Raw genomic sequence first — 17,953 nt, forward strand, 5'->3', positions numbered from 1 at the left:
TTAATGAATGTAGCTGTTATTGAAGGAGCTAAAGAAGGAGATACATTCAAAAACTATATAGATTATTTATACAATGAAGGTATCATACATAAAAAACAAAAGGGGCTTATAGATAAAGTTAGAGAAATAGGAAATGAAGCTAATCATGAAATTAAATCTGTATCTGAAGAAGATGCTCAATATATATTTAAATTAATTGAGCATCTATTGTTAAATAATTATGAATTTATAGATAATGATAACTCCACAAATTAAACTCATATTTAATATTATGCAATTAATTATATGAATATATTAGTTGTTTTTTGACTCGTTTTTTGTTGGGGTTATCATTTAAGGGATCTGTAATATGAATAATTTTTATATAGTTGCTTGCGTTACAGCAATAATTTTAATTCTTGTTTTAATTTTAATAAAAAAAATATTCTCCAAAAAGAAAAAAACTAGAAAAGCCTCAAAAGAATCAATAAAAAAGATACAGGAGCTAAAGGCTAAAATCAATGCTGATAGTAATGATTATGTATCTATGTACAGTCTTGCAAAATTAGAAGATGAGGCTGGACTTGATGATGAAGCATTAATCATATATGAAAATCTTTTAAAAGTTTCTTTTTTACAAGGCAAAGAAGAGATTGATATATGTAAAAGGCTTGAAAAAAAATATGAAAAAGACGGCAAAGCAGAAGAAGCTTTTAAATACGCTTTAAAAATAAGTAAATTAGATTCTAATAATATGAAATACAATATAAAAATTGCCTCTGTTCTTACTAAAAATGGAGAATATATAATTGCATGCGATTATTTTAATAAGGCATTATTATCAAAAAATGAATTTGATATAGAAGATATTAAAGCAGCTGCCTTTTCATTTTTTAAGATAAAAGATTATAAAAAAAGTGCTGTTTTTTTGGAAGAGCTTTATAAAAGAGCAGCTAAAGAAGAAAATACAGATGAATTAGTACATATACAAAGAAGTTTAATATCAATGTATATGCTTGGAGATGAGATTAGTATAGCAAGAAGTTTTATAGAACAAATTATTAATAAATCTAATGATAAATATTACATTGACAGAATGTATCTTCATATTTTATATAAACTTATAGACAACGAAAAGTTTAAAGAATTATATGATAAATTATACACTGCATATAAAATCAAAGATTCAGACAAAGAAAATTATAGCATAATATTAGATTACTGTTTTTATTCATACTTCTTTAAAGATATAGAATTATCAAAAATACTGTTTGAAAAAATAAATAATTTTAATATAGAAGAGCTAAAAATATATAATATAAATATCATACTTAATTATTTATCAGATATAGTAAAAGCAACGTCTCAGATTAATAAACTAAGAAGTATGATGAATCTTGAGCATTCAAAACAAGATAATTATGAAAAATATGTTTCAAAAGAAGATATAGAAAATTGGGAGAAAGCTGTTGATTTATGGGAAGGCTCTTTTATAGATATAGATTATATTTTATCTTTAATAGAAATTGAAAGAACTATAAATGCTGAGAAAATATTTAATGAATTAAAAATTGATGCAAAAGAACAGCATAATGAAATGAATTTAAGCAAAATATTAAAAGTAGATAAAATATATAATTTAAATAAAATAGACTTCAAAAAACTATGTCAGAATGTTATAAGAAAGTGTCTTTCACATTCTATAGTACAGGAATATACAGATGCAGTATCTGAAAGTAATTACGGAGATGAAGCAAACTATATAACTTATTCTTCAAAAGGAAATAAAAAAGATTTAACACTAATATCATTCAAGCGTTGGAAAAAAGTAGAAATTGGTGAGCTTATGATAAGAGATTTTTTAATGATGGTTAATGAAGCTGGAGCTAAAAACGGAATACTAATAGTACCTGTAAAATTAAGCAATAGTGCCAAAAGTTTTGTATCGCATAATGATAAAATCACAGTATATTCAAGAATGCAGTTTAATAATTTGATTAAAGATGAAAATATATAATTATATTAATAAAAAAGTGATAACCTATTTATAAGGTTATCACTCTAAATATAAAAATCAACAATAATAATTTTTTACATCTCTTTATAAGCCAACTATAAAGCTAAAAAATAGCAGCAAGCAAATCTTTTTAAGTTTTTTAAGTTAATAAATTTATTTTACCATCTCTTTGTCTACTAAATCATTAGCAGGAACATAGTCATTTATAACTTGAGAGAATACCAAAGTATCAACAAATCCGCCTCTTTTTATAGATAGGAAAAGATCATTATATTCATTTTCCGGCATTCCTAATTTTTTCATAGTTACGGCTTTATAAAATACAGCATCATTAGCAAATCTAGTTCTAGGATATTCAGTAATTACTCTGTCAAATAAAGCTATAGCTTCCTGCAATTGTGCTTCATCATTAGAATAAGTTTGATAAAGCATACCATTCCATAATAATGAAAGCGGTTTAAACTTTTCTATTTTTGTTAAACCTTCTACTTTTTTAAAGCATTCAGTAGCCATATCCATATTGTTTTTAGTTATAAAATTATTTGATTTAGTACCTTTAGATAAGAAATAATAAACTATACCTTTAAATTGATATAATTGACCAACATCCACATCTGCAGGCAAATTATTAAAATCTAATTTATTAATATAATCTAAAGCCTTGCTATATTCATTATTAGCAATCATAACTCTTATTTCTCTGATAATTAGAGGGTCATCTTTAGAAGTCCAAGGGCTGTAAAAAGTATCTATAGTAGCTTTTAAAGGTCTTCTTTTAACATTAGCAGAACTACTACTTGATGAAGAAGAACTTGAATAAGTATCTTTTACTGAAGTATTATTATTTGCCTGATAATTATTATTAGGTTTATTATTTACTTGAGTATTATCATTATTACTAGACATATAATCATCAGTATAATCATTAGTTTCTACTACTACATCATTACTTGATGAGTTTTGATACTCTTTTTCTATCTCATTAATGTAATCCTCTTCCAAATTACTTTGATTATTAGGCTTTTGACAAGATACTGCAAAGGACAATAAAATCACAAAGAGAACTGCTAAAGATTTTTTAATCATTTTTTGCTCCAAAACTATTTTTTAATATTGTTTATTTTTATTTCTCGGAAAATATCAAAAAAGCGTTAGAACAAATAATTGTATAATAGGTATTATGCTATATAATTTTCTATATTTTTGTAATATGATTTTTGTTTATATTCTTCTTTAGAATTAATAGCATAATCCTGTATTTTTTTATCGGCATCGGCAAAATATCTCTCATAAGCCTTTTTGCAGTAATCATCATTTTTAGTTTTTATACCTGTAGGAGGATTTTCAAATTTATAAACTCCATTAACACGCCAAAAATCTAAAATGCCTATTCTTATAGCATCAACTGGACATCTAAATGAACAGCTTGTACACATTACACATTTATTTTTAAACTTTATATCACCTTTTTCATCATTATAAATATTATGAACAGGGCATTTCTTAACGCATAAATTACAATGGGTACAGGTTTTTTTTACTTTAAATAAATGACCATTAACTTTCATAGCAGGGTGCTCTATTCTAAATAAAAATGCTATAAATCTGCCGAAAGGAAATTTCTTTAAAAAACTTTCTCGTCCGTCTAAAACTTCATTGGCCTCTATAACACATAAAGCCTTAGCAGTCTTCCACATCTTTGCAGCAAACTCATCGGTATGTCTGAATATTATATTATAAGGCATCACATAATGATATTCATTAGTGAGAATATAGCCTTTATTTTTAAGTCTTGCCATCAAAGGCTCTGAAGATATATTATTAATAGTGAGAGGCTCTCCTGAGGTTTTTATAATAAATATTTTTTTCTTCTCATTTTCAAATTTAGGAAAGAGTTTTATCAAATCAAAAATAGGATAAGGAGCATTAAATCCATGTATAGGATAGGCAATACCCGCATAATCATAATCTTTAATATTAGGCATATCATCAAAATTATCGCTTATACTATAAAGCAAAGTTTCAACGCCATTTTCTTCAAATATTTTTTTATACTCTCTTGCCACCTTCTCAGTATTACCAGTACCAGAAAAACAATATATTACAGCCTTTTTATTTTCCATATATCTATTCTCCATTTAATTATTTTACTATTTTATTATTTTTTTTAAATCATTAATAAAATCAGAAAATAATTTTACTTTATTACTTTCTTCCACATTATTTTCTGTAAGTATATAACAGCCGTCTGTATCTATCTCAGCAATAGCACGTCCTTTCTTAGCATGACTTTTTATAGATAAAGTCTCATCTTCATCTAAAGTAATAAACAATACTTTTATATGCCTTGTAACAGATGACTGCATAAGTTTTAATTTCCAATAGCCTGTCTGTGCTATCCTCTCCCTTAAAGTAACCTTTATTGAAAGTACAGATATTATTTTACTAGTTTTTTCATCATAAACTATTATATCAACATCAGGTAAATGAAGACCATACTCTCCATAATCTACACATAAATTTCTTTTAAGTAAGTCTAAAGTCTTGTCTTCAAAAATTTTTTTTCTTTCTAATTTATTACCATTTATTATAGATAATCCTATTTTTTTTACTTCATCGCTAATAATATATTCTATCATTTTCTCAAGATTTTTACCTTTAAAAGATCTCCAAGATTGCTCTGTATCAGTTATACCATTATGAGATACAAATTGTTTATGTTTTTCTTTAGCTTCTTTTAAAATCTCTGAAATATACTTGTAAGTATTATCTTTATATATTTTTTTCTTATCTTCATAAAGATTTATTAAATCTTCAAATGTCATACTTTCTCCATAATTAAAATATATTCAGTAGGATAAACCAACTTATCCATAGATGAAGTTTTAGCAAATCTTCCTGTAGCAGAATCCCTAGTAGAAGGAAGCATTTTTGAAGGTATTTCTCTATGTATAATATCAAAAACTTTAAATCCTATATTAAGCATTTGTTCGCAAAATATTTCAGCATTAAATATATCAACATTTTTAAATTGAGTATTACCTATTACAATAGCAGCCTTTCCTCCTGATTTTAATACCCTCTTCATTTCAATAAAACTTTCAAGCATATCTGCATAATAATTTTTTATTTCTCTTATTTTCTTTTTATTATTCTTCTTTTCATTACTTGAAAATTTATTTATTGTGTCAATAATTATATCGCTTTTCAAATCTATATTATCTACATCACCTCTATTTTTATAGCTGCTTCCTATAAACTTTTCTCTAAACTCTGGTAAAGTATTTAAATAACCAAACCATAGAGAAGGCAGCTGATGCAAATCCGCGTACTCATAGCTAGTTACATAAGGAGGGCTTGTTACAATAAAATCAGCCTCTTCATTTTCTAAAGGTAAAACCCTAGAATCTCCGCATTTTAATTTTCTGTATTTATTTATATCAGAAATAAAGTCTTTATCAAGCATAGTATTATACACTTCATGCCTTTTTATCATTCTTTTTGCCTGACATAGAAATAAATTATATGAATCTTGTTCTTTTTTCTTCATATCTCTTGTAGGCTTTATACTCTTTTGAAGCCATATTGAAGCTGTCTTTAATATTTGTGCAAATGCCACAAGATAAAAATCTCTTATATCTATATTTTCTATTTCAAATATAGAATAAAAAATTAAAGATAATTCTTCTTTTTGTTTAGGCTTAAACCAATAATCTATTCTATCATTTTTAGGTACAATATTTTCTGCTTTTACTAAAATATCTTTTTCTACTAATACACTATAACTTGTCAATTTTTCTTCTAATATTAGATATTCTTTTTTTAGCAATTCTATATCAAGAGGCGTAGTTTTAACTTTAGATATAAGACACGCTATTTCATTTATATCAACTCCGCATGCACATCTCTTATTTACAAGGCTTTCAACAATAGTAGTACCGCTTCCCATAAATGGATCAGCAACTAATTCTTTTTCTTTTGTATATGTATTTATAAGTCTTGAAACCAACTGCGGTATAAATTTAGCAGGATAAGTATAATAATTATGAGTAATATATGCTGTATCTTTTATAGTTTTATCAGAAAAAGACCAAGAATAATCTAAAGGAATAGAACTAAAATTTTTTATATTGCAGTCTATAACATCATTATACATGGTTAAATTTAATCGACCTTTTTATAATGAGCTTTAAAATCCTCATCAAAATAATAAAGCATATTCTCATCTTTATCATGCGAATCATACCAAATCTGAGCAAAGAAAGGATTTTTTTTCGCTAAAATATCAAAGTTCCAAGTATAGTCTGGCATGCATTCCATACACCAATGACCTGCTTTTATAACAGTAAATGGAGAAGCCTCAAATTCATGCCCTTCAGCACATGACCATCTTAATTTTGTATGCAAATCTCCTTTGGTCATACTAGTGCTTAAAAGTTTTCCTCCTCTGAACTCTGCTGCTTTTTTCAAATCTTCCAAATCTATTTCACTGTCTTTTTTATTTTCATCATAGCCATGATTAAGAAGTTCAGCATTTTTTATATCAAGCAAAGCCTTATAGTCTATATAATTGCCTTTTGAGTCTTTATTTTCAAAAAGCAAATTAAAATCTTCCCATTTTTTAGGCAAATTATCAAAAGCCTCTTCGCTTCCGAATGCAGCTATAACTTTTCCTTTCTCACCGTTTTTTCTCCAATATGTAGGAGAGTTAGGATGTGATAAAAGTCTTTGTATAGCAAAAAACGATATTATAGAAGGAGGCACAAGTTTACCGAAAGCATAATACCAATGTGTTTTTCCTATTTCATTCCAATAATCTGTAACGGACTCTTTCTGATAAGAAAATAATTCTTCTAATTTGTATCCGTCATAATACCAAAGCCCATGAAAATTACGTATAGCATTCCAATTAGGCTTCATATATTTTTTTGTAGAGCCTCCTATAAGTTTGAAGCCGTCATTAAAAGTATCGTATCCAACTAGCCTATTTTCTGCCTTGCTTCCCAAATTAAAACAGCCTTTCCAAAAATAATCGTCTAATTTTCCTTTAATATCCTCTTCAATAATTCTCTTCATTAAAAGCCCACTGTCTCTTGCAGTAGCCCATTCAAGAGGAGCATTATAACAAGTATGAAACATAAGCCCATCACTCATATTGTCAGTAAGCATTCTATTATGAAGCATAGCAGTTTGTCTTATTATAGCCCTGTTTTCTAATGATGAATCAAGAACATATCTTTCGCCTTTTAATTTTGAAAAAGAATATGCATCATAAGGACTTATTAATAAAGGATCCCCAACTCTCCCCCAAGGGTGTTTTTCATTGCGGTTTCCGTAAAGAGCTACTGTTGATATATGTACAAGTTTAGGACGTTTTTCTTTAGGCATTTCTTCTAATATATCTACAATATGCTTAACACCTACAAAATTAGTGAGATGAGCAAGTTTTGGGTATTTGTCAGAATTAGGAGGTATAACTGCTGCAAGATTAAGTACATAATCACAGTCTTTTAATAATTTTACGCAGTCATCTTTCTCATACAAATATCCTATAATAATTTCAACTCTCTCTCCATACTGCCTTTTAAACTTATCAGACACTTTTTTACTTTCTTTTCTTACAAGCACCTTTACCAATTTAATATCTTCTATCTCCATTAATTGTCTTAACGTTTCAAGTCCCATATTTCCAGTAGCACCTGTCAAGGCTATTGTATATTTCATCTTATTATCCTTTTTTATTATCCTTATATATTAACAGCGATAAACTTTATGATTACAAAGCAAATTACAGTTTAACGCTTTTTAATTAATTCATCATCATTTTACATAAACATATATAAATAGTTTTTTTATTTTACATATTATATATTGAAAAAAAAATTTTGTAAATAAAGTGTTTGGAGGTATCAAAAAAATGAAGTTATTAAAAATATTATCTTTATTATTATTTAGTTTTATTATTTATGCTCAAACATCTTTTTCACAAAACAATGATGAAGCATCTCAATTACTTCAATTAATAAACAGCGAAAGAAAAAAGTCATCTCTTAATGAATACAAAACAGAAAGTCAATTACAAAATGCCGCAAACCAAAGGGCTAGAGAAATATCAGAAGGTATAAGAAAATCAACAGCTTTGCAAGATAATAATATACAATTTGCATCATACTCTGAAGGCTCTATTATCGCCAATATGAGTGCCGAAGAAATATTTAATCAGATCATGAAAAGCCAGAAGAATTTGGTATTAAATAAAACATTTACCCATGCTGCTGTGGGAGTTTATGAAAGAGGCGGCAAAAAATATTGGGTTATGCTTTATGTCTCTTCAAGGAATGGGGACATAATAAAAAGAGAATTAAATATACAAAAAGAGCGAGAAAGAGTAACTGAATTATGTAATGAAGCGAGAAAACAAAATAATGTATCTGTTGCCTTAGTGCTTGACAGTAAATTAAGCGAGGCAGCACAAAAAAGAGCAGAAGAGTTAAAAACTTTATTTTCTCATACAAGACCTAATAAAACAGCATTTTCTACTATATTAAAAGAATATAATATCACTTACAAAACGGCTGGAGAGAATATAGCAAATGGTCAGGTGGATGCTGATGATGTTATGAAGTCTTGGCTTAACTCAAAAGGTCATAGAGCAAATATACTTAATAAAAGTTTTGGAAAAATAGGTGTAGGTGCTTTTGAATATAATAATAGAATATATTGGGTTCAAATATTCACAGACTGATTATATCTAAATAAAAATAAGGACAGCATAATAATTTAATGCTGCCCTTTTTTATTAGTGAGAAAATGAGAAAAATAACTATTGTCTTAAAAATAAACGCTTATAAAAATAAATAAAAGGTCTTATAAATAGCAAATTAATAAAAGCCAAAACATAATCCGCTATAAATACATAAAAAATATCAACAATAAAAAAACATACACTGTAAAAAAATACAAATAAACATGTAAGAAGCATTAATATAATATCAGTAACCAAATCTAAAAAATCTTCAAACATAAATAAAATAATTACTAATGCAGCTAATGAAAAAATTATAAGAATTGTTAAACTCATATATATTATAATCCCCCTAATTTTATAAAATAACTAACAAAAATATAATACGAAGCAGTGACAGAAAATGTCGTAAATAATTTTTTAATAAAAAAATTATAAAATTTTATAAATAATAGTTTTTATTTATTTGAAATAATAATTATTATCTATTTAGTATTTATTTAATATATACACATAAAATGAACAAATCATACATATATTTGTATGATTTGTACTATAGATATATGTTTATTATATATTTATGAATGTTTTTGTATATTTTTATAAAAAAATTCCATTTTTAGATATTGTAAGTTTTTTTTACAATTATATAATGTAATTATTATAATTACGGGAACTATTTTCATAAATATTCGTCTAACATGCGGAAGTTAGAAATATTATTATACATAATAACTTGATATTTTTTACCCTAAGTTTATAATATAAAAATTTATAATAAAAAAGTAAAATTAATATAAACTTATGCAGGAGCGGATAGTGAGATTTTATTCTACTTTATTTTTAAGCTTAATATTCAGTTTTGCTTTATATTCTCAGGAAGCAGATACAAATATTATTGATACTGCAACAAATAAAATTGCTATAACATTAGAAGACGCCTTAAATATAGCTTTTGATAATGACAAAACATTAAAACAAGCTGAATATAATGTTCGCATAGCACAAGTTCAAAAAGATGCCTCATTTTCTGATTTATTTATGCCTTCTTTAAGCATAAGCGGAGGATTAAATCTATCTGAATCTAAGGAATATACTGTGAATAATATGTCAACAGGTGTTTATTCAAGTCCAGATACTTGGTCTGCTAGTGCCTCTTTATCAAAAACACTTTTTACTGGTTTTAGAAATTGGAACACTGACAAAGCCAGAGATGTTAATCTTCAAATGCAGAAAGACATCTATTATGATGAAAAGAAAAACGTTGATCTCAATACCAAATTAAACTTTTACAATACATTCGTAGCACAGGAAAATTACAGAGTATACTTACAGCAGCAGATGAATTACAGCAATAGAATGAGAGAAACATATATAAAATACAGAAATGGTCAGGTATCAGAATATGAATATTTAAATGCCAAAGTACAGTATGAAACTACAAAGCCTCAGGTTATAACATTAAGCAATCAGTATCAGAGTTTGAAATTAACATTTATAAGACAGATTGGAATTACAAATGCAGCTGATGAAGTAGATTTGGTAGGAAGCATACTAGATGCTACCAATATTACACTTCCAGATATGGCATATGATGATTTACTTATTATTATTATGAATAATAATATAGAATTAAAAAATATGAGCAGCAATTTGGAAATGCTGGAATATAATAGAAAAGTGGCAAGAAGTTATTTATGGCCTACATTGTCAGCAAGTGCTAATGTAGGAGTAACTACAGTAGACAAAGTAAAAATGGAAAACGGCACTTTTACAAAAAATAGAGGCGGAGAGTTTAACTGGGGAGTAGGATTCTCATTAAACTATGCACTTGACTCATTACTTCCTTTCTCTTCTACTGCAAAAGGTGCTGAAGAAATAGAATTAAGCATAAAGCAGATGGAAGTAAGCTATGATCAATTAAGAGATACAATAGAAGTAAGCAGCCGAGACTTAATATCAACTGCTAGGTCTCAGGCTTTAAACTTACAATCGCAGGCAGAAAATGCAAGAACTGCAGCTTATGCCCTGCAGATGGCACAAAGACAGTATAGAGGAGGTACTATATCTATGCTCGAAGTAAATGATGCCGAAGTAGTATATTTAAATGCACAGCTTGCTTATCTGCAGGCTATATATGAATATTTTTCAAGTACTTTACAAGTGTTAAAACTTTTAGGTGCTTAAGGAGATTATGATGATAAAAAAAATAAGCGTACAAATTTTTATAACTATTTTATGCCTTTCTATATTATCTGTGTCATGCAACAGATCACAGGCAGACTTAAAAAAGAAAGAAAATCCTATAAGTGTATTGGTAGCAGCCCCTATAAAACAGCACCTAGATGAATATTTAGAGCTTTCTGCTGAAATTAAAGCTATAAAAGAAGTAGAAATATCTTCAGATGTTCCTGGTAAAATAGCTAATATACTTAAATATGAAGGAAGTTTTGTTAATAAGGGAGATACTATAGCATTAATCGACAGATTCGTAATAGGTGCAAACTATGCTTATGCCCCAGCAAGAACTCCTATTTCTGGATATGTTACTACTACTTATATGGCAGTAGGAGCTTCTATAGCAGCATCCACTCCTATAGCAAATGTTGCTGATATAAGCCAATTAGAAGTAGAAATACAGGTTCCAGAACGCTCTATATCTGGAATAGAATTGGGTCAGAAAGTATTAATAAGAGTGCCTTCTTCTCCTAATAAAGAAATAGAAGCTGAAATAACAAAAAGAGATTATGCCGTTAATCCTTCAACACGTACATTGATGGTTAAAGCTTTGATTGACAATAAAGACAGACTTTTACTTCCCGGCATGTTTTCTGATGTTTCAATACTTCTAAACTCTGCTGATAATGTATTTGTTATACCTAACAGTGCAATATTCAGCGATGATTTAGGAAAAAACTATATATATGTTGTAAAAGAAGATAATTCTAATAATCCTCCTCAGGAACTTGCTCAAAGTACAAATAAACAATACAGAGCATATTCAAGAGAAGTTAATATATTATTTACTTCAAAAGATAAAGTTGCTTTAAGTAGCGGACTTGAAGAGGGAGAAGAGGTTGTTATGTTCGGACGTGAATTCTTAAAAAACGGTTCATTGGTTAATAGAATAGAAAATGACCCTACTATATTAGAATATATCACGCCTCAGGCTACAGCAGTGGCATCAGCTAATACTAATCAAAATACATCTGCAAATCAAACTGCTCTTGTTAAAGAAAATACAGCTACTACTACTGCCAAACAAACAACAACTGCATCTAAGCCAGCAGCTGCTGCTAAACAAACTACTACTGCTGCTAAGCAAACTACTACTACACCTAAAACAACAACCACTACTAATACATCAAAAACTACAGAATCAAGCAGTAGTGATAATAGTATTTATTCCATTGGCGGTTAATTATATATTTAATTAAAAGGAGCGATTTTTTATGAGAAGTTTTATTGAACTAATAGTAAAAAGGCCTGTTGCCGTTTTTATGGGAATAGTTGCCGTTATAATACTCGGTGCTGTAAGTTTGTCTAGGCTTCCAGTAGATTTTCTGCCCAACATGGAGCTTCCTTTTATTAGTGTTAGAACTACTTATGACAATGCTGGTCCTGAAGAAGTTGAAAAATCTGTTTCAAAAATAATTGAAAAAGCTGTTTCTTCTGTTAACAACATTAAAGAGGTGAGTTCATCTTCAGAGGAGGAAGAATCAAGAGTTTTTATTGAGTTTAACTGGGGAAGTGATTTAGCTTCTGCTACTGCTGATATAAGAGAGGCAATAGATAGAATAAGAAAATCGCTGCCTGATGATGCGGAAAGTCCTGCCGTTTATAAATTCTCTACTGACAATATTCCAGTTATGGAAATATCTTTTTACGGCACTGAGAATTTATCTGCATTATACAATTTAGTTGATAATCAAATATTAAATAGTATACAGCAGGTAGGCGGTGTTGCTATGGCTGAAATAAGAGGAGGTCTTAAAACTCAGATTAAAGTTGATGTCGATATGAATAGGCTTCAGGGTTACGGACTTGATATTAATACTATTGTAAATACTTTAGCCATAGAAAATCAGAATATTTCTGGCGGTGAAACTTATGAAGGTGTTTATAAATATACCTTAAGAACTACAGGTGAGTTTAAAACCGTTGATGATATAGGTAATGTTGTTGTAGCTTTAAAAACTAACAGTACACCTATAAGACTTAGAGAATTAGCTGTTATTTATGAAGGATACGATGAAGACGGAGATGTTATTAAAGTTAATGGTACTCCTGCTGTTAACGTTTCTATCAATAAGGAATCTGGTGCTAATACTGTTGCCGTTTCAGATGCTATAAAGAAAAATTTAGATTCTCTTAATCTCCCTGAAGGTATAAAATACGAAGTATTATTTAATAGTGCTGATAATGTTAATAATGCTATAAAAGGGGTTCTTGATACTGCTTGGCAGGGAGGTTTATTTGCTGTTATAATACTTATGCTTTATTTGTGGAATGTTAGAACTGTACTTATCATAGCAATATCTATTCCTATGTCTATTATAGTTACATTTACTTTGATGTATTTCTTCGGCACTACTTTGAATATTATTTCACTATCTGGGCTTGTACTTGGTATTGGTATGATGGTAGATAACTCTATTGTTGTACTTGAAAATATATTCTTCTATAGAAATAACGGATATGGTAAATATTCTTCGGCTATAGATGGTACCTCTACAGTGGCACTTGCAATATCTGCTTCTACTCTTACTACAATAGCAGTATTTTTACCTTTCCTTTTTGTAGAAGGTCAGACTGGTCAGATGTTTAGAGACCTATGTATTACTGTTACTGTTTCTATGATAGCTTCTTTGGCTGTTGCTTTAACTATTGTGCCTATGCTTGGTGCTAGACTTGTAACTACCAAAAAATCTAAATTCCTATCCAAATTTGAGAATTTCTTTGATAAGCATTTCCACTCAAAAGTGAACTACATCTATGAAAAAATATTAACCTACTCAGTCCATCATAAAGCTAGAGTACTAATTCCAGTTATCACTATAGTATTTGCTGTAATTATTGTAGGATTAATGCTTATAGGTAAAGAAGGATTCCCAAAAACTGATGAAGGACAGTTTAGAGCAAGCATTACTATGCCTATAGGTACTAGAAAAGAACAGACTGGTGCTTTCGTTGATAGAATGAGAAAAGATGTAGAAGAAGTTGTTGGAAAAGACTTAAGCAGAATTCAGACTAGAGCAAGATCTGGTTCTGATGCCAATAAAGGTGAAATCAGAGCTAAACTTATAGATAAATCTGACGGAAGAACTATGGAAACTGCTGAATATGTTGAGCTTGTTAGAAAAAAATTAGCTAGCTATCCTGCTACTATTAACGTAGATACAATTAGCACTACTATGGGAAGCGGAAATAGTGATTCAAGCGGTATTGATATAGATATAGTAGGAGAAGATTTAACTAGAGCAAGAGAAATTGCTAATAATGTAATAGCGGCTTTACAGGACGTTCCGGGCTTGCGTGATGTACGTTTGAAAAAAAGTGATGCTAGTCCAGAACTTAATGTTACTGTTAATAGAGATTTAGCTTCTAAAATGGGACTTAATATTAATACTGTTGCTAACTCTATTAAAACAAGTTTCGGAGGCACTACCGCTACTAGAATGACTCCAGACAATTCTGATGTTACTGATATTGATGTTATAGTTCAGCTTAATGAAAGAGACAGAATCAATATAGATGATGTTAAAAGAATGCTTATACCTACTACTGCTGGAATGGTTCCAGTATCTGCTATAGCGAATGTTGATAAAAGTTTTGCTCCTTCAGAAATAGAGAGAAAAAATGACAGCAGAATAACTTCAATTACCGCTTCAGGATACGGAAGACCTATGAATCAGATAATGAATGATGTACAGGCTGCTATTAATGAAAAAGTATTCTTACCTTCTGGTTTCTCTATTGTTTATTCTGGAGATTATGAAGATATGAATGAGGCTTTCGGTCAGCTTTTACAGGCTTTATTCTTGGCTTTGGTATTAGTTTATGCTATTATGGCTAGTCAGTTTGAATCATACATAGCTCCTTTTGTTATCGCTCTTGCTATACCTTTCGGTTTTGCAGGATCTCTTACACTATTATTTATTACTGGACAGACTTTAAGTGTATACAGCGGAATAGGAGTTATAGTGCTTATTGGTATTGTAGTTAACAATGGTATTGTACTTATTGACTATATGAATCAGCTTATGCATGAGAAAAAGATTAATGGTGATAAAGCTGCCTTAATAGCAGGTCCTAGACGTTTAAGACCTGTACTTATGACTTCTCTTACTACAATACTTGGTCTTCTTCCTATGGCATTATCAAGCGGTGAAGGTAATGAAATGTATCAGCCTTTATCACTTGCTGTACTTGGCGGATTAACTGTTTCTACTATGTTTACTCTTGTTATAGTACCTACTGTTTATGCTGCTATTAGAAACAGAATACCTCTTAAAGACTATGATGCTAAAGACTTGGCTAGTATTGAAACCAGAGGAAATATTGATGATGCTTTAAGCACACCTGGAAAATAAATTAATAATTAATTAATAATAAAGGCTTGAGTTTAATACTTGAGCCTTTTTATTTTAACCTTATTTTAATCTACTCATTATAAAATAAAAAAGCACTTGGGTGGGCAGCCAAAATAACAGTAAAAACTTAAGAAGAAAAATTATTTATAAATAACAAATAGTACCCAAAAATTTAAAGGGTGGGAGTGAAAATAGATTTTTAAATTTTATTTTAATCCCCGCCCTTTTAGATTTAAAAGCTTTATTTTTTATATAAACTTTGATTAATCCATAAGTCTATATTTCTTCAAGTACACCCGCCCAAGCGTTATTTAAATTTAAGACTTTCCTAAACGCACGCAGAGCGGATTTTTTAAATATAGATTAATTGATAATTACAATATTCATTACTTATAAGAATTAAGTTAAACGTGCGTTGAAGAATATTAAAAATGAAAAAAGCACTTGGGTGGGCAGCCAGAACGACAGTAAAAACTTAAAATAAAAAATAATTTATAAATAACAAATAATATTCAAAAATTTAAAGGGTGGGAATGAAAATAGATTTTAAAATTTATTTTAATCCCCGCCCTTTTAGATTTAAAAGCCCTATTTTTCATATAGGTTTTAATTAAATCTATAAGCCTATATTTCTTTAAGAGCACCCGCCCAAGCGTTACTTAAATTTAAGACTTTCCTAAACGCACGCAGAACGTATTTTTTAATATTAATTAATTCATAATTACAATTTTAATTATTTATAAGAATTAAGTTAAACGTGCGTTGAAGAATATTACAAATTAAAAAAGCACTCGGGTGGGAAGCCTAAATAACAGTAAAAACTAAAAGAGAAAAATAAGATAAAAATAACAGTATAATATTAAAGAATTTAGAGGGTGGGAGCGAAAATAGATTTTAAAACTTTATTTTAATCCCCGCCATTCAAAAATCTAATATTATAAGATTTGGTAAATAACTAAGACAACATAAAATCTTATATACAGTCTATCAACTTTTCCCGTTGCAAAAGTTGCAAAAGAACAAATTAATAATAATAATTCATAAAATAATATTAAAGAATTATAAAATATAAAATTCAAAAATATGTGTATAACCCACTTGGGTGGCAGTCAGAACGACAGTAAAAACTTAAAATAAAAAATAATTTATAAATAATAAATAATATTCAAAAATTTAAAGGGTGGGAATGAAAATAGATTTTAAAACTTTATTTTAATCCCCACCCTTTTAGATTTAAAGGCTTTATTTTTTATATAAACTTTGATTAAATTCAATAAGTCTATATTTCTTTAAGAGCACCCGCCCAAGCGTTACTTAAATTTAAGAGTTTCCTAAACGCACGCAGAGCGGATTTTTTAAATATAGATTAATTGATAATCACGATTTTAATTATTTATAAGAATTAAGTTAAACGTGCGTTGATGGCATTATAAAATAAAAAAGCACTTGGGTGGGCAGCCAGAATAACAGATAAAATAAAAAAAGAAAAATAGGTTAAAAATAATAGTATAATATTAAAAAATTTAGAGGGTGGGAGCGAAAATAGATTTTTAAATTTTATTTTAATCCCCGCCCTTTTAGAGATTTAAAAGCTTCATTTTTTTAATTTGTTTTGATTAAATCTACAAGTCAGCACCCGCCCAAGCCTTAATTAATTAAAAAATACCCTAAAATCTTGAAATTATATATTTATCTTATATGATATAAAAATATATTTTAAACATAAGGTAATAAAAAATGAAATTCGCTTACTTAATAATGGGTAAAATTTTTGATAGCTGTAAAGACAGAGCATATATACATAATGAAGTCTCTCAAATCATAGGAGTGTCTGATATAGAAGAAGCCTGTAAAGCGGCAAAAGAACTTCAAAATGAAGGTATTGACTGTATAGAGTTATGCGGAGGATTTGGAGAAGAAGGGGCAAGAAAAATAATAGAAGCTACAGAAAATAAAATCGCAGTAGGGTTTGTAGTGCATTTAGAAGAGCAAAATGATATTTATAAGAAACTCTTCGGTAAATAAAGTTATTATGAATTAGATTTATACAAGAAACCTGTAACTATAACTATAATACCCACAAGCATAGTAAAAGGTGCTAGAAAGCCCATAAAACCTTCTGGGTGCTGTCCTACAAGTGCAATAAATAAAAAACTTAAAGCAAATATTAGAAGTCCTATGATTAGGATAATTAAATTTTGTTTTGAAAGTTTATCGTGATTATTTACCATATCTAATATACAAAAAAAGTTCATAGCCAAAAATATTGCTACAAACCTTATTATTTACTCCGTTATTTAGTTCTATTTGCTCGGGGCCGGAATCGAACCGGCACGGTCACAAGGACCAGCAGATTTTAAATCTGCTATGTCTACCAATTCCATCACCCGAGCTGGTAGTTGCTTTATATATTATCATGTTAGCAAAAAAAAATCAAGTTTTATTTATAAAAAATATTCATTTATTAATGTTATTAAAGTACAATAGATGATTTTTATAGTTTTTATTTTTATATGTAAGCTAAATAAAAATTGGTAACCTATGGCAAAAGACTTTAGCGGACAATTTTTATATATAACAATAATAAAAATTGGAAGCCTATGGCAAGTTTACTTGGCA

Annotated in this window: 14 protein-coding genes and 1 tRNA gene; 7 read left to right on the plus strand and 8 right to left on the minus strand. The window is 28.7% G+C overall.

The features are described 5' to 3' along the window. Positions 1-255: DUF4145 domain-containing protein (locus F811_RS0102595; RefSeq protein ID WP_020003731.1), on the plus strand; the 255-nt coding region annotated here is incomplete at its 5' end. Positions 256-349: 94 nt separating this feature from the next. Then, positions 350-1,996: a tetratricopeptide repeat protein gene (locus F811_RS0102600; protein WP_020003732.1), complete on the plus strand. Its 1,647-nt coding sequence runs from the start codon at positions 350-352 to the stop codon at positions 1,994-1,996. Between the two features lie 153 nt (positions 1,997-2,149). On the opposite strand, the gene F811_RS0102605 is transcribed toward F811_RS0102600, so the two are convergent. The 5 genes from F811_RS0102605 to F811_RS0102625 all read right to left on the minus strand — a co-directional run bounded on the left by F811_RS0102605 (position 2,150) and on the right by F811_RS0102625 (position 7,720). Beyond that, entirely contained in the window at positions 2,150-3,082 is a 933-nt protein-coding gene (locus F811_RS0102605) for a tetratricopeptide repeat protein (protein ID WP_020003733.1), read from the minus strand. 92 nt (positions 3,083-3,174) lie between these two features. Continuing rightward, positions 3,175-4,119 carry an EFR1 family ferrodoxin gene (locus tag F811_RS0102610; RefSeq protein WP_020003734.1) on the minus strand — a complete coding sequence of 315 codons (945 nt, stop codon included), beginning with the start codon at positions 4,117-4,119 and terminating at the stop codon, positions 3,175-3,177. A 27-nt stretch (positions 4,120-4,146) separates the two neighbouring features. After that, a complete protein-coding gene (locus tag F811_RS0102615) occupies positions 4,147-4,821 on the minus strand; it encodes a BsaWI family type II restriction enzyme (protein ID WP_020003735.1) in 675 nt (224 codons plus the stop codon). After that, positions 4,818-6,152: a DNA methyltransferase gene (locus F811_RS0102620; protein WP_020003736.1), complete on the minus strand. Its 1,335-nt coding sequence runs from the start codon at positions 6,150-6,152 to the stop codon at positions 4,818-4,820. The genes F811_RS0102615 and F811_RS0102620 overlap by 4 nt, the downstream gene beginning before the upstream one ends. A gap of 8 nt (positions 6,153-6,160) precedes the next feature. Then, on the minus strand, positions 6,161-7,720 hold the full coding sequence (locus F811_RS0102625; RefSeq protein ID WP_020003737.1) for an NAD-dependent epimerase/dehydratase family protein: 1,560 nt from the start codon (positions 7,718-7,720) through the stop codon (positions 6,161-6,163). A gap of 193 nt (positions 7,721-7,913) precedes the next feature. Between F811_RS0102625 and F811_RS0102630 the strand changes: the two genes are divergently transcribed. Continuing rightward, positions 7,914-8,741 carry a CAP domain-containing protein gene (locus tag F811_RS0102630; protein ID WP_020003738.1) on the plus strand — a complete coding sequence of 276 codons (828 nt, stop codon included), beginning with the start codon at positions 7,914-7,916 and terminating at the stop codon, positions 8,739-8,741. A 78-nt stretch (positions 8,742-8,819) separates the two neighbouring features. On the opposite strand, the gene F811_RS0102635 is transcribed toward F811_RS0102630, so the two are convergent. Next, positions 8,820-9,077 carry a hypothetical protein gene (locus F811_RS0102635; RefSeq protein WP_020003739.1) on the minus strand — a complete coding sequence of 86 codons (258 nt, stop codon included), beginning with the start codon at positions 9,075-9,077 and terminating at the stop codon, positions 8,820-8,822. Between the two features lie 483 nt (positions 9,078-9,560). Between F811_RS0102635 and F811_RS0102640 the strand changes: the two genes are divergently transcribed. The 4 genes from F811_RS0102640 (at position 9,561) to F811_RS0102655 (ending at position 17,359) form a co-directional block, all read left to right on the plus strand. Continuing rightward, the gene (locus F811_RS0102640) at positions 9,561-10,928 is read left to right on the plus strand and encodes a TolC family protein (protein ID WP_020003740.1); all 1,368 of its coding nucleotides are present in this window, start codon (positions 9,561-9,563) and stop codon (positions 10,926-10,928) included. A gap of 10 nt (positions 10,929-10,938) precedes the next feature. Further along, the gene (locus F811_RS0102645; protein ID WP_020003741.1) at positions 10,939-12,162 is read left to right on the plus strand and encodes an efflux RND transporter periplasmic adaptor subunit; all 1,224 of its coding nucleotides are present in this window, start codon (positions 10,939-10,941) and stop codon (positions 12,160-12,162) included. A 31-nt stretch (positions 12,163-12,193) separates the two neighbouring features. Continuing rightward, positions 12,194-15,334, plus strand: coding sequence for an efflux RND transporter permease subunit (locus F811_RS0102650; RefSeq protein WP_020003742.1), 3,141 nt, complete (start codon positions 12,194-12,196; stop codon positions 15,332-15,334). A gap of 1,737 nt (positions 15,335-17,071) precedes the next feature. Next, positions 17,072-17,359 (plus strand): DUF6506 family protein, encoded by a 288-nt coding sequence (locus F811_RS0102655; protein ID WP_020003743.1) that lies wholly within the window; start codon positions 17,072-17,074, stop codon positions 17,357-17,359. Positions 17,360-17,364: 5 nt separating this feature from the next. Here F811_RS0102655 and F811_RS0102660 read toward each other — a convergent pair whose 3' ends face one another. Continuing rightward, positions 17,365-17,565, minus strand: a complete 201-nt coding sequence (locus tag F811_RS0102660; RefSeq protein WP_026364323.1) for a hypothetical protein — start codon at positions 17,563-17,565, stop codon at positions 17,365-17,367. 77 nt (positions 17,566-17,642) lie between these two features. Further along, positions 17,643-17,727: transfer RNA gene (locus F811_RS0102665), tRNA-Leu, on the minus strand. Positions 17,728-17,953 lie beyond the last annotated feature (226 nt).

Origin of the sequence: Brachyspira innocens ATCC 29796 (assembly GCF_000384655.1) — a bacterium.
Lineage (GTDB): Bacteria > Spirochaetota > Brachyspiria > Brachyspirales > Brachyspiraceae > Brachyspira > Brachyspira innocens.

Coding starts and splice junctions, on each gene's coding strand:
- F811_RS0102600 (WP_020003732.1), top strand. CDS start 350: ATGAATAATTTTTATATAGTTGCTTGCGTTACAGCAATAATTTTAATT.
- F811_RS0102605 (WP_020003733.1), bottom strand. CDS start 3,082: ATGATTAAAAAATCTTTAGCAGTTCTCTTTGTGATTTTATTGTCCTTT.
- F811_RS0102610 (WP_020003734.1), bottom strand. CDS start 4,119: ATGGAAAATAAAAAGGCTGTAATATATTGTTTTTCTGGTACTGGTAAT.
- F811_RS0102615 (WP_020003735.1), bottom strand. CDS start 4,821: ATGACATTTGAAGATTTAATAAATCTTTATGAAGATAAGAAAAAAATA.
- F811_RS0102620 (WP_020003736.1), bottom strand. CDS start 6,152: ATGTATAATGATGTTATAGACTGCAATATAAAAAATTTTAGTTCTATT.
- F811_RS0102625 (WP_020003737.1), bottom strand. CDS start 7,720: ATGAAATATACAATAGCCTTGACAGGTGCTACTGGAAATATGGGACTT.
- F811_RS0102630 (WP_020003738.1), top strand. CDS start 7,914: ATGAAGTTATTAAAAATATTATCTTTATTATTATTTAGTTTTATTATT.
- F811_RS0102635 (WP_020003739.1), bottom strand. CDS start 9,077: ATGAGTTTAACAATTCTTATAATTTTTTCATTAGCTGCATTAGTAATT.
- F811_RS0102645 (WP_020003741.1), top strand. CDS start 10,939: ATGATAAAAAAAATAAGCGTACAAATTTTTATAACTATTTTATGCCTT.
- F811_RS0102650 (WP_020003742.1), top strand. CDS start 12,194: ATGAGAAGTTTTATTGAACTAATAGTAAAAAGGCCTGTTGCCGTTTTT.
- F811_RS0102655 (WP_020003743.1), top strand. CDS start 17,072: ATGAAATTCGCTTACTTAATAATGGGTAAAATTTTTGATAGCTGTAAA.
- F811_RS0102660 (WP_026364323.1), bottom strand. CDS start 17,565: ATGGTAAATAATCACGATAAACTTTCAAAACAAAATTTAATTATCCTA.